At 59.0% G+C, this 12,861-nt stretch carries 12 protein-coding genes; 4 read left to right on the top strand and 8 right to left on the bottom strand.

From position 1 onward, the window contains the following. Positions 1–186 precede the first annotated feature (186 nt). Together C4J91_RS21425 and C4J91_RS27640 are read right to left on the bottom strand one after the other, a co-directional pair. The gene (locus C4J91_RS21425) at positions 187–1,146 is read right to left on the bottom strand and encodes a leucyl aminopeptidase (protein ID WP_124364142.1); all 960 of its coding nucleotides are present in this window, start codon (positions 1,144–1,146) and stop codon (positions 187–189) included. A 73-nt stretch (positions 1,147–1,219) separates the two neighbouring features. Next, a complete protein-coding gene (locus tag C4J91_RS27640; protein ID WP_003237751.1) occupies positions 1,220–1,357 on the bottom strand; it encodes a hypothetical protein in 138 nt (45 codons plus the stop codon). A gap of 646 nt (positions 1,358–2,003) precedes the next feature. Between C4J91_RS27640 and C4J91_RS21420 the strand changes: the two genes are divergently transcribed. From C4J91_RS21420 to arfB, 3 genes are all read left to right on the top strand, one after another. After that, the gene (locus tag C4J91_RS21420) at positions 2,004–3,425 is read left to right on the top strand and encodes an amino acid permease (RefSeq protein WP_124364141.1); all 1,422 of its coding nucleotides are present in this window, start codon (positions 2,004–2,006) and stop codon (positions 3,423–3,425) included. A 177-nt stretch (positions 3,426–3,602) separates the two neighbouring features. Then, positions 3,603–4,742, top strand: a complete 1,140-nt coding sequence (locus tag C4J91_RS21415; RefSeq protein ID WP_124364140.1) for a hypothetical protein — start codon at positions 3,603–3,605, stop codon at positions 4,740–4,742. Between the two features lie 92 nt (positions 4,743–4,834). Next, a complete protein-coding gene (gene arfB, locus C4J91_RS21410; RefSeq protein WP_124364139.1) occupies positions 4,835–5,248 on the top strand; it encodes an alternative ribosome rescue aminoacyl-tRNA hydrolase ArfB in 414 nt (137 codons plus the stop codon). Here the strand turns inward: arfB and C4J91_RS21405 are convergent. From C4J91_RS21405 to C4J91_RS21395, 3 genes are all read right to left on the bottom strand, one after another. Next, on the bottom strand, positions 5,245–6,441 hold the full coding sequence (locus tag C4J91_RS21405; protein WP_124364138.1) for an MFS transporter: 1,197 nt from the start codon (positions 6,439–6,441) through the stop codon (positions 5,245–5,247). The two genes, arfB and C4J91_RS21405, sit on opposite strands and share 4 nt — an antisense overlap. Before the next feature lie 104 nt (positions 6,442–6,545). Then, positions 6,546–6,728 (bottom strand): hypothetical protein, encoded by a 183-nt coding sequence (locus C4J91_RS21400; RefSeq protein WP_124364137.1) that lies wholly within the window; start codon positions 6,726–6,728, stop codon positions 6,546–6,548. Between the two features lie 314 nt (positions 6,729–7,042). Then, entirely contained in the window at positions 7,043–7,354 is a 312-nt protein-coding gene (locus C4J91_RS21395; protein WP_124364136.1) for a DUF962 domain-containing protein, read from the bottom strand. A gap of 162 nt (positions 7,355–7,516) precedes the next feature. Here C4J91_RS21395 and C4J91_RS21390 point away from each other — a divergent pair, with 162 nt between their 5' ends. Beyond that, on the top strand, positions 7,517–8,575 hold the full coding sequence (locus tag C4J91_RS21390) for an AraC family transcriptional regulator (protein WP_124364135.1): 1,059 nt from the start codon (positions 7,517–7,519) through the stop codon (positions 8,573–8,575). Here C4J91_RS21390 and C4J91_RS21385 read toward each other — a convergent pair. From C4J91_RS21385 to C4J91_RS21375, 3 genes are all read right to left on the bottom strand, one after another. Beyond that, positions 8,532–9,986 carry a TrkH family potassium uptake protein gene (locus C4J91_RS21385; RefSeq protein ID WP_124364134.1) on the bottom strand — a complete coding sequence of 485 codons (1,455 nt, stop codon included), beginning with the start codon at positions 9,984–9,986 and terminating at the stop codon, positions 8,532–8,534. The genes C4J91_RS21390 and C4J91_RS21385 overlap by 44 nt on opposite strands. Positions 9,987–10,190: 204 nt before the next feature. Continuing rightward, positions 10,191–11,339: a DDE-type integrase/transposase/recombinase gene (locus tag C4J91_RS21380; protein ID WP_124364133.1), complete on the bottom strand. Its 1,149-nt coding sequence runs from the start codon at positions 11,337–11,339 to the stop codon at positions 10,191–10,193. Between the two features lie 170 nt (positions 11,340–11,509). Further along, on the bottom strand, positions 11,510–12,850 hold the full coding sequence (locus C4J91_RS21375) for an imelysin family protein (RefSeq protein ID WP_124364132.1): 1,341 nt from the start codon (positions 12,848–12,850) through the stop codon (positions 11,510–11,512). Between the last annotated feature and the right edge of the window lie 11 nt (positions 12,851–12,861).

Below are 12,861 nucleotides of genomic sequence, written 5' to 3'. Positions count from 1 at the left end.
TGCACAAAAAACGCCAACCTTCGGGTTGGCGTTTTTTTTGCGATCTGGAATTGAAATGCACTCAACTGTGGGAGGGGGCTTGCCCCCGATAACGGTCTGTCAGTTAAAAAATGGCTGGCTGGCATACCGCAATCGGGGGCAAGCCCCCTCCCACAATTGGGTCTCCAGTGTTTTCGAGTCCTTTGCTCAAAAGGCAAACGTCCCATCAAACACCGGCTTGTCATCCAGCGCCAACACGCCGCTGGCAAAGATCAAATCCAGGTGATGGCTGCCTTTCTGCCCGCCACCCAACCCCAGGTGCAAGCCGCAATGGCGCTCTTCAAAGCCTGCGTTGCGCGCATACAAATCCTTCACGCCTTCATTGGTGCCAATCCCCAATTCCTCCACACGGCGGTTGGACGGGTTGGCGTTGAGGTACTTGTTGAAGTCATCCGCCAGCCCCGGCACCTCGCTGGCCACGCTGCAGATGGTGGAGTTCTCGATCCACAGTTCCAGGGGGGACTCCAGCACGCCGTATTTGCGCGCAAAGGGGATGGTGCTGAGAAAGGTGCCGACAAACCGCACTTGCCCGTTGATGGCTTCGCTGTGGGTGGCGATCTCGCCAGGGGCCAGGTCGTGGTTGCCGACGCCGTTGATATTGGTCCACTTCTTGATGCTGCTCATAGGTGCTTCAAGGCGTGAGCCGTGCTTGTCGGTGAAGCTCAGCACGCTGGCCTCGGACATGCGCCGGATCAACGTGGCGTTGAGGTCGGCGATGCGCTGCGGTTCGACGCTGAAAGTGTCGTAGAAATAGTCGCCGTAGTCCTTGAACAGCAGCGACTTTTTCCAATGTTCGGCCATGACGCCGTGCAACGCGCGGATGAAGTCCGGGCCTTCGGCACGCGGGTTGGGCAGGGTCGAGGAATCGTAGAGAAACAGGTACAGGTCGCAGGCTTCGATGGCCTGGGCCAGGGATTCGCTGGCGCTCAGGTCCAGGCGCTGCACCTGGAAATTGAAACGGGCGGCGCTGCCTTGGGTGATTGCCTGGGCGATGGCATCGTAGCGTTCGGTATGGCCCAGCAGCACGGTAGGGCGGCTCAGGCCCTGAAGAGCCGGATGGTGAGCGAGGTAATAGAGAAAATGTTCGACAGCGCGGGCCTTGTCCATGACGAGTGTCCTTCTGTGCCTTGGGTAAGGGGGCAGGTGCCGTGCACGACACCTGCCGGATGCCTGCCGGGTGTTAGAAAGGCCACATCGCGGTGCCAAATGGCACAACGGCATCAGCTTGCATCATTTCAACGGCGGCCTCATGGGTCGGCGCTTCAAACCAATCGTCGAGTTGCAGTTCAGTTTCCAGGTCTTTTTCCAGTGCTTGCATGGTGTATCTCCTAGAGGACGTTGTTTGAGAACGGCTTGCCAGCGGCTCGCAGGCAAGTGAAGAGAACCTAGGAGAGAGTGTTTCAAAATGCAAAATATTTATTGACACGGTTTCATTTGGATTTTTTCTTCCGTTTTTTTGACGTTATTTTTTATCCAGGTAAAACAGCGGATTGGCTGAACCGATTCTTCAGATGAGTCCGACTGACAATTTTCCGTAAACCGTCATTTGAGCCTGACCGTAAAGCCAATTTTCCGCTGCGTAACGTTAAGTTTACGTTGTCGGCCTGCGCGCTTTGGGTGGAAATCCCCTGTAAGGAATACCTGACAGATTGTCGGGTGCACGTTCCTGGTGCGTGCCGAAGCTGTCGAGCGGTGTACAATGCGCCGCGTTTTACTGTGACCTCCTCTTGCGTATCCACGCAAAGGCCAAGACCCAGGGTGTATCCGCCCTGATCACTCCGTCCGGCCACGAGCCAGACGGGTTCGATTTCGTCACAGATAAAAACAAACAGGTGACGCATGACCGCTAGAAAGACGCTGTACTCCTGGTGCCTGCGCTGGGGTTTGAGCGGCGCTGCTTGAGTCGGTAATTCAAGGCAGCAACCTGCATTCAACCTCTTCAAACCTTGCGTGAGACCTTTTTCATGAGTGGACCCCATTCCTCTTCAGGCGAGCTGAAACGCGGCCTGAAAAATCGGCATATCCAGTTGATCGCCCTCGGTGGCGCCATCGGCACCGGCCTGTTCCTCGGCTCGGCCGGGGTACTCAAGTCTGCCGGCCCGTCGATGATCCTGGGCTATGCCATCTGTGGCTTTATCGCCTTCATGATCATGCGCCAGCTCGGCGAAATGATCGTCGAAGAGCCGGTCGCCGGTTCCTTCAGCCATTTTGCCCACAAGTATTGGGGCGGTTTCGCCGGTTTCCTGTCGGGCTGGAACTGCTGGATCCTGTACATCCTGGTGGGGATGTCGGAGCTGACCGCAGTCGGCAAATACGTGCACTACTGGTGGCCGGAGATTCCGACCTGGGTCTCGGCGGCGGCGTTCTTCGTGCTGATCAACCTGATCAACCTGGCCAACGTCAAAGTCTTCGGTGAAGCCGAGTTCTGGTTCGCGATCATCAAGGTAGTGGCCATCGTCGGCATGATTGCCCTGGGCAGCTACCTGCTGGTCAGTGGCAGCGGTGGTCCGCAAGCTTCGGTGAGCAACCTGTGGGACCACGGCGGCTTCTTCCCCCATGGCGTGGGCGGATTAGTGATGGCCATGGCGATCATCATGTTTTCCTTCGGTGGCCTGGAAATGCTCGGGTTTACCGCCGCCGAAGCGGACCAGCCACGCACCGTGATCCCCAAGGCGATCAATCAGGTGATCTACCGCATCCTGATTTTCTACATCGGCGCGCTGGTGGTGCTGTTGTCGCTGACGCCGTGGGACAGCCTGCTGGCCACCCTTAATGCATCGGGCGATGCCTACAGCGGCAGCCCTTTCGTGCAAGTGTTCTCGATGCTGGGCAGCAACACCGCCGCGCATATTCTCAACTTCGTGGTATTGACGGCGGCGCTGTCGGTTTACAACAGCGGCACCTACTGCAACAGCCGCATGCTGTTGGGCATGGCCGAGCAGGGTGACGCGCCGAAAGCGCTGGCCAAGATCGACAAGCGTGGGGTGCCGGTGCGTTCGATCCTGGCGTCGGCGGCCGTTACGCTGGTAGCGGTGTTGATGAACTACTTCATCCCGCAACACGCGCTGGAGTTGCTGATGTCGCTGGTAGTGGCCACGTTGGTGATCAACTGGGCGATGATCAGCTTCTCCCACTTCAAATTCCGTCAGCACATGGACCGCACCGGCCAGGTGCCGCTGTTCAAGGCGCTGTGGTACCCATATGGCAACTGCGTCTGCCTGGCGTTCGTGGTGTTTATCCTGGTGATCATGCTGATGATTCCGGGTATCCAGGTGTCGGTGTATGCGATTCCGGTGTGGGTAGCGTTTATGGCTCTGTGCTATTGGTTGAAAAACAAGCGTAAGGCACTGGCCGCCTTGGGCACATCACAGACCGTACTGGAGTAGGGCGGCAACCCTTGAATAAAAGAACCCGGCGCATCGCCGGGTTTTTTATGGCGGCCGCCAAGGCCAAGTGATGTTGATGTTTGTTACAGCGCGGGGGGCAGGCCGAGGAACCTGGTGCGGGTAGGTGACCAATAGAGTCGTGGAGCCTTTACGATCTTTAATCTTCTGGAGTATCAAATGCCGGAATTATCCGCTGTTCCCGCCCACCCATTCATAGCCGTCTCTGCGTATGAACAAGCGGCTGATACCGCTAAGAAAGTGGTTTCGAAACCCCATACGGGTGTTTCTGTCGCTGGGGAAAATTACACACCGGCAGACAAGCATTCGCTGGTCAGCGCTTTTATCAACGATACGTTGCAGAACGTAAACTATGAAAGCAAAGAAAATCTCGAGCGCCGTGCGAAGAATTTCTTCAAAAATATAGAGGCCGAAATGGCCGTTGATTTGGGCGTTGAAAAGGACCTGCTGCGTGAAGACTCGCCAGCAACGCGCTTGTCTTCTCACATGGTGCATCTGATTCGCGGGTTGTGGGCCGAGTCGACGACCAATCCTGCTTTTCGCGAGCAATTACATAAAGAGCTGCTCGCGCCGGACAATGATCCCGATAACGTTTTTCTGGCTGGCAAGGATCATCCGGGGACGCTGATGAGGATGAAAAGCCTGCATGCGATGCTGGTCAACGCAGAGCAGGGACCGCTGACCCATGAGCAAGCGCGCGAGGGTGCGGAGGTAACGTTCGGCATCAAGATACTTGGCGAGACGCTGAAAAAACATGACCCGCTGCTTGCGAATATCGACGCAAACGCCTCCCAGGGACGTGTTTCTGCCAATCGATTGGTAGACGGTAAAAAGACCAATCACTTCGATGATCTTCACGGCACCGATTTGCGCAACGACTTGGGCACCCAAGTGCGGGACGCTTTGGGCGCCTCGGTCATGTTGGGGACGTCGGGTAGCGCATCAGATGTCGCCTCTACCCTTCGTTACGCTGCCCGTTCGCAGGGCCAGTCAATGTGGCCGCAGGGGATGACTGAAACCCAGGGGCGCGAAGGCTTGACCGGACTGATGTTTAATCTGATGCGCAACAAAATCGCGGATACCGCTCAAGGGTTCTACGACGAGATGCGTCATGATCTACACGGTTTGCCGCCCAAGCATGTTGAGCCTTCGATGATCTTTTCTCATTCCTACCCGGAAGTGGTATCTGGGGTTGAAATGACGCTCAACAATGAAAAACCTACAGACCGTGGCGCCATGATCAGGTCGACACAGCTGGCACAGGCACAGTTGGAGACGGCGTTCACCAACCGTCAGTAACCCGCGTCTGTATGGCGATGTATAGGTGATGCCGATGCCGTGAAGGGGCGTGTTCGCGTATGCTGGTCGGCCTGAATCACGGACCTGTTCCAATGCTGGTAATTTCCGACAACGTGCACTTGCCCGACGCCGAAATCGAGCTGACCGCCATTCGCGCCCAGGGCGCCGGGGGGCAGAACGTCAACAAGGTTTCCAGCGCGGTGCACCTGCGTTTTGATATTCCCGCATCGTCGCTGCCGGAATTCTACAAGGAGCGGCTGTTGGCATTACGCGACAGCCGTATCACCAGTGATGGCGTGCTGGTGCTCAAGGCCCAGCAATATCGCACCCAGGAACAGAACCGCGCCGATGCGCTGGAGCGCCTGGTGGAGTTGATCCTCAGCGCCACCAAGGTCGAGAAGAAACGCCGCCCGACCAAGCCGACCCTGGGCTCGAAAAAGCGTCGCCTCGAATCCAAGACCAAGCGTGGCAGCATCAAGGCCGGGCGCGGCAAGGTCGACTTCTAGGCCTCGCGTGCTTCGCGGGCCTTGGGCGCCTGGCGGTACAGGTACACACTCAGCAGCAAGCCACCCAGGGCGGCGAGGGCGGCGAACAGGAAGATCGACGCAAAGCCGAAGCCTGCCGCCACAGCCCCGGCCAATGGCCCGGTGATACCCAGCGATAAGTCGATGAACAACGAATAAGCCCCCACCGCCGAACCGCGACTTGAGGCGGGCACCAGGTTGACCGCTTCCACCCCCAGCGCCGGAAATACCAGGGAAAAGCCAAACCCGCTCAACGCCGCGCCCGCCAGGGCCAGGTTGGCGTCCGGCGCCAGCCACAGCAACAACAGCCCAAGGATCTCCACCGACAGGCAGGCAATCGCCACGCGAAACCCGCCGATACGGTTGATCAGGTTGCCGAACAGCAGGCGCGCACCGATAAAGCTGGCGCCAAACAAGCTCAAGGCCCACACCGCGTTATCCCAATGCTGGGTGGTGTAATACAAAGTGATAAAGGTTGCGATGGTGCCAAAGCCGATAGAACCCAACGCCAGCGCGCAGCCGTGCGGCAATACGCGGCCCAGCACGTTCATGAACGGCAGGCGCACGCCGGTCACGATGGGCGCGGCAACCTTGTTCCAGGCCAGCAATAGGCCGATTGCCGCCAGCAGGAGGATGCTGACGCCCATGCTCCACAGTCCGAAATTTCTTACCAGTAATACGCCCAACGGCGCACCGACCGCCAAGGCGCCATAACTGGCGATGCCATTCCAGGAGATGACCTTGGCGGTGTTCGCCGCGCCGACCCGGCCGATGCCCCACCCGATGGCGCCCGAGCCCACCAGGCTTTCAGCACTGCCCAACACCAGGCGGCCGATCAGCAGGCTGGCGAGGCTCAAGGCCGGCAGGCTTGAAAACCATGCCGCGAGCAGCATGAACACACCGCTCAAGCCACACCCCGCAAGGCCGATCAGCACCGCGCGCTTGCTGCCCAGGTTGTCGATGATTTTGCCCGCATACGGGCGGCTCAGCAGGGTGGCCAGGTACTGCACGCTGATCACCAGGCCGGCAATCACCGCGCCATAGCCCAGTTCGCTATGCACATAGCCCGGCAAAACGGCCAGGGGGATGCCGATGTTCAGGTAACCGATAAAGGTGAACAGCACGATGGAAACGACTTGCAGCGTGACCGCCATGGGGCGCTGGGTATCTGGCATGGGAGAGGTCCACTGTCGCAGCAGGTAAAGATAGGCTGCTAATGATACCGGTGGTTTGGCTCGCGTAGGGCGCTAAAGCGCAAAAACCTCAGACCGGGAAGACCTCAGGTTTTCGCAGGGGCCAGCAATTGGGTGGTGACCAGGGCGGCCAAGGCGTTTTCCTGGGTGCCGAAGCGCTTGAGCAATGTGGCTTGTTTGTCCGCGCTGAGGCGGTTCCACACCTCGACCATGTGCAAGGCAGCGTCGAGGACGGCGGTGTCCGGGGAATCGGGAAGGGTGTCGGTCATGGCGGGTATCCCAGGGTTCAGGCAGTGTGGAAAACGCTTGAAATGGCGCTTTCCACACGGTCTGGTACGGCGTCAGCCCTGGCGTTTGCTGTCGACTGGTTTGGCTTGTTTGGCCTCAGGCTGCTTTGGGCTGGCCTGCTGCGGTGTTGGCTGCTCTGTTGGGTGCAGGCTTGGGAAGGGGAGATTAGGTATCTCGTGCATCGTCGTCGCTCCTCGCAAGGTCTGTTTTAAATCGCGGGTGATTGCGCGCTCTCAAAAAGCCTTGGCAGGATACAGCACTGTAAATGACAAATAGACTTTTATATCCACGAAAACTAGAACGGCACCTTGCCCAGGATCATGTCGCGATACATCACAAAATCACCCAGCAGGCTGTAAAACGGGTGCTGCAAGGTAGCCGGGCGGTTTTTTTCAAAGAAGAAGTGGCCGATCCAGGCAAAGCTGTAGCCGGCAATCGGCACGGCCAGCAGCAGGCCCAGCGAGCCGCGACCCAGGGCGTACGCCAGAATGCCGATCACGAGGGTGGTGCCGATAAAATGCAGGCGTCGGCAGGTGCTGTTGCCGTGCTCCGTCAGGTAATACGGGTAAAACTCGGCGAAGCTATTGAATCGCTTGAGGTTTTCCACTGTGGCCGGCCCTTTGATTGTTATGCCGCCCAACAGATGTTCGGCGGGGAGCTTATTGGAGTCTAGAGTGATCGATGGTTACAGCCAGTGACAATAGATGCCACTTTAGTATCCTTGCCTTCCTGGCCTGCCATTCAGGCCCGCTTTTTTCAAGAAGACGCCATGAGCGAACGAACAACTTCTGCAAGCTGGGCGATGGGGATAGTCAAGGCCTTGGAAATGGACGGCCTGGATTGCCGGGCCCTGTTCCAGCAACTGGGGCTGGACTACGCCGCCCTCAGTGATCCCGACGCACGGTTTGCGCAAGACGCCATGACCCGTTTGTGGCAGCGCGCGGTGGAGGTGTCGGGCAACCCGGCAATTGGCCTGAACATGGGGAAAGTGGTGCGCCCGGCATCGTTTCATGTGGCCGGTTATGCCTTGATGTCCAGCAACACCCTGGCCGAAGGCTTCGGGCGCCTGGTGCGTTACCAGCGCATCATCGCCGAAAGCGCCGACTTGAGCTTCCGCTTGTTACCCGAGGGGTATGCGCTGATTCTGACAGTGCACGGCGACCATCTGCCGCCCACCCGGCAAAGCGCCGAAGCCTCGCTGGCCAGCGCGTTGGCGCTGTGCGGCTGGCTCACCGGGCGAACCCTGCAACCGCGTAAAGTACTGTTGCAAGGCGCTCAGCCGGTCGACCTGGCGCCCTATAAACAGGTGTTCCATGCGCCGCTGGAATTCAATGCGCCCTATGACGCGCTGATTTTCGAACAGGCTGACATGGATGCCCCGCTGCCCACGGCCAACGAGGCCATGGCGCTGCTGCATGATCGTTTTGCCGGAGAATACCTGGCGCGCTTTTCCGAAAGCCGCGTGACTCACAAGGCACGGCAAGTGCTGTGCCGCCTGCTGCCCCAGGGCGAACCCAAGCGCGAAGTGGTGGCGCAGACGTTGCACCTGTCCCAGCGTACCTTGCAGCGGCGTTTGCAGGAGGAGGGCACCAGCTTCCAGACCCTGCTCGATGACACCCGCCGCGAGCTGGCCGAGCAATACCTGGCGCAGCCGAGCATGACCTTGCTGGAAATTGCCTACCTGTTGGGGTTCGCCGACCCGAGCAACTTCTTTCGCGCGTTTCGCCGCTGGTTTGACGCCACGCCCGGCGAATACCGGGCGCGGTTGCTGCAAGCGTCGAGCGTCAGTGACGCCAGAACGCCGGAATACAAAGCACAAACACCGTAATAATTTCCAGCCGCCCCAGCAGCATGCCCAGCGACAGAATCCACTTGGCCGCATCCGGCAGGCTGGCGAAGTTGCCGGCCGGGCCGATGGTTTCACCCAGGCCGGGGCCGACGCCGGATACAGTGCTGGCCGCGCCGGTCAACGCGGTCATCCAGTCCAGCCCCAGCAGTGACAGGGCCAGCGCGATGGCGCAGATGGTGATGGCGAAGAAAAACGAAAAGGTCAGGATCGAGCGTACGATTTCTTCATCGAGACGATGGCCGTTGTACTTCTGTTTGATCACCGCGCGTGGGTGAATCAGCTGGTTAAGGTTGGCCTTGAGCAGGATATAGGCAACCTGGAAGCGGAAGATCTTGATCCCGCCGGCGGTCGAGCCCGAACAGCCGCCGATAAAGCCCAGGTAGAAGAACAGCATCAGTGAGAAATTGCCCCAGAGGCTGTAGTCCCCCAGCGCGAAACCGGTGGTGGTTACCACCGAGGTAACGTTCAACGCCACATGGCGCAGGGCGTCCAGCCAGTGCAGGTTGGTGGTCCACCAATACCAGGTGCCGAGCACCAGCCAGGTCACCAGCAGCAGGCCGAGCAAACCCTGCACCTGCTGGTCCTTGATCAGCGCCTGGCGGTTGCCGCGCAATGTCGCCACATACAGGGTGAACGGCAAGCTGCCGAGGATCATCACCACTACCGCTACCCAGTGCACCGCCGGTTGCTTCCAGTGCGCCAGGGATTCATCGGAGGTGGAAAACCCACCAGTGGAAATCGCCGACATGGCGTGGTTGATCGCATCGAACAACCCCATCCCGGCCCACCAGAACGCCAGGCTGCCGAGGATGGTGATGCCCACATACGCCGCAACGATCAGCCGCGCCACCATATGGGAGCGTGGCATGACCTTTTCCGAACGGTCCGAAGATTCGGTCTGGAACAGGCGCATGCCGCCGATGCGCAGCAGTGGCAGGATCGCCACCGCCATGCCGATAAAGCCGATACCGCCGAGCCAGTGCAACAGCGAGCGCCACATCAGGATGCCCGGCGACATGCTGTCCAGCCCACTCAATACCGTGGACCCGGTGGCCGTGATGCCGGACATGCTTTCAAAAAACGAGTCGGTGTAGCTGATGTGCTGGGTCAGCAAAAACGGCAGCGCCGCGAACACGCACACCACCACCCAGCTTGTCACCGTCAGCAGGTACATGTCCCGCGGGCGCAGGTGCACATGCTCGGGGCGACCGGGAATGACCAGGGCCAGGCCGGCGATAAAGGTGATCATGCTGGCCCACAGGAAAGACGGCAGGTCGCCGGTGCGTTCGAAGATCACCAGGGTGGCCATGGGCACGACCATGGCGATCGCAAGCGTGATCAGGAAGATGCCGATGATGAAACCGATGATGCGCAGGGTCGGCAACGCCATGAAGTTCGCTCAGGTGTGGGGGTGGCGCCATTCTACCTGCGGTGCCGGTCTTGTAAACCGAGGGTTTGGACGCGACATAGCGCAAATTGTGGGAGGGGGCTTGCTCCCGATGACGCCGGGTCAGCAAATACATTTGTCACTGACACACCGCTATCGGGATGTAGAACCGTAGACATCGTTTACATCTGAAACCGGGGACATCGTTTACACATTTGAGGCTTGGACGCGGGTCATACCTCGCCCAAGCCTTCCCAGGGGATAATCACACAAGTACAAATCCCAAACATCATCCTCAGCCTCTTTAAGCCCTATCTGCTCCCCTGACAGCGCCTCGCTGATAAATACCAACTTGCCGTTCCACTTGATCGATCCGTCCTGTCTGACGCTTCGAACTTTCATTTCGGACGGATACTCCACATCCGGCAAGCATCCTGGGTAAATCCGCGTAGACGGCACATACACGTCCCCTGGACGCTTCATACCGAGCGCTTCATGAGGGCGCACGTAATTGAACTCATGCCTGAAATGCTCCAGCAAAAGCTGCTGCTCGATTAAGTTTTCTCCTAAGGGCAGCTCCAGTTTCAAGCTACGGTGCATCCGCTCATGGCGACCATTTTGGGCCGGTCTTCCTGGCATGGTGCGCTCCGGATAGATGCCCAGACGTATCCACCAAACTGCCAGCGTGGATATTCTTGCCAGGCCAGGAGAGGCAAACGGAACACCGTTGTCCGACCGAATAACTTCGGGCATGCCGTACTCCTGAAACAGTCTCTCAAAGGCTTGTTTAACAGGTTCAGTCTTGATCTTTGAATGAGCCCTGCACGCCAAAATCATCCGGGAAGCGTGGTCTGTGATGGTCAAAGGGAAGCACATCTGCGCGTTATGCATTTTGAATTGCCCTTTGTAGTCGGCGCACCACGTCTGGTTAGGTTCGTTGGCCTCGCGCATTACTACAGGGGAAGTACCGTGTCTGCGCTTGAAGCGCCGCTTTTGGACGAGCCCAAGTCGATCAAGCCATTGGCCTGCTGTACTTGGGGAAGGCCAGGCGATGGAGGGATCTTCAAGTCGCAATAGCTCGAGAAGCTTCTTCGGACCCCATTTATCGTGCGCCTCCTTCATCGCCACCACACGGGCCAGGATTTCATCGTCGGTTTTATTGGGGCTGTTGTGAGGGCGTCGGGACAGTTCGGCTAACGACTTTAAATCGCCATTGTGCCGGCCGATCCATTTGTCGACGGTAGGCCGACTTACGTTAAAGCGGCGCGCCAGCTGGCTTTTGGTGTAGTTACCAGAAAGCCAGTCAGCGACCAGTTTGATTCGTTGATTCATCGGAGACTCTTGGTTCCAGGGCATGATCAGTTACCTCCTGATCATGCGTATTAACCTGTAAACCATGTCCCCGGTTAGAAATGTAAACGATGTCCCCGGTTTGTACCGGAGCAAGCCCCCTCCCACATAGGTTTTGTGGTGAAGATGGCGCAAAAAAGGCGACCCAAAGGTCGCCTCATTCAACTGCGCCTTGATCAGAACTCGTGATCAGCGCTGTCCGGGTTCAGGTCGCTGATGCCCAGTTTGCCCGCAGCGGCTTCGATTGAACCGGTCTGCTTGACCAGCGCAGCGATTGCGTCACGCACGATCTGGTTACCCGCATCGTTACCGGCTGCGATCAACTGGTCGTAGTGCTCGCCCTTGGCGGCGTGGTCAACCATCACCTGGATCTTCGCTTCGGTCGCCGCCAGGTCAGCCTTGAGGGCTGCATCGGCCGCCGGGTCGGCTTTCGCGACCAGGGACGACAGGCTCGGGCCGGTCAGCTTGTTGCCGTCGACGCGGGTGTACTCGCCCAGGTAGACGTTGCGGATGCCCTTGGCGTCATAGAAGTGCGAGTTATGCGTGTTGTCGCTGAAGCAGTCCTGTTCGTCTTCCGGCGAGTTGGCCTCCAGGGACACCTTCATGCGTTCGCCTGCCAGCTCGCCGAGGGACAGGCTGCCCATGCCGAACAACATTTTGCGCAGGCCGTCGGTAGCCGGTTCCGACTCCAGGGTGGCGCGGTAGTTGTCTTCGACGTTGGGCTTCCAGTTGCCGACCATTTCCTGCAGGTCGCTGACCAGCAGCTGGGTTACGGCGCGCAGGTAGGTACGACGACGCTCGTTGTGGCCGCCGGTGGCACCGTCACCGGTCATGTAATCCGAGGCCGGGCGGTTCCCGGCGCCTGGACCGGTACCGTTGAGGTCCTGGCCCCAGAGCAGGAATTCGATGGCGTGATAGCCGGTGGCGACGTTGGCTTCGGAACCGCCCAGCTCATTGAGGCTCGCGAGTTTTTCCGGGGTGATCTCCTTGACGTCGACCTTGTCTTCGCCGACCTGGACCTCGGTGTTGGCGATGATGTTGGCGTTGGCGCCTGGATTGCCCAGTGCGTGTTCGTAGGATTTGTCGACATAGTCGATCAGCCCCTCGTCCAGGGGCCAGGCGTTCACCTGGCCTTCCCAGTCGTCGATGATGGTGTTGCCGAAGCGGAACACTTCACTCTGCAGGTAAGGTACGCGCGCAGCGATCCAGGCGGTACGGGCCGCTTTGAGCGTGTCGTCGTTCGGGTTGGCCAGGAAGGTGTCGATGGCGGTCTGCAGGGTTTTCGCGGTGGACTCGGCGTCGCTGTACACCGCAAACACCATGTCTGCGTAATGCGCGACCACGGCCTTGGCGGCAGCCTCGTCGACCTGGCCCGCAGGCGCGGCGGGCGCTGGGGCGGTAGTGCTGGCAGCGGCAGGCGCCTGAGGCGCGGCGGCCTTGTCTTTACCTTCGCCACAACCGGCGAGAGAAATGGCGATAGCCAGCAGACTGGCGGTGGCCAGGGGCATACGAATCATGGCGAACATCC

Source organism: Pseudomonas sp. R3-52-08, from assembly GCF_003851745.1.
Classification (GTDB): Bacteria; Pseudomonadota; Gammaproteobacteria; order Pseudomonadales; family Pseudomonadaceae; genus Aquipseudomonas.
This window is presented reverse-complemented; position numbering and strand designations above follow the sequence as displayed.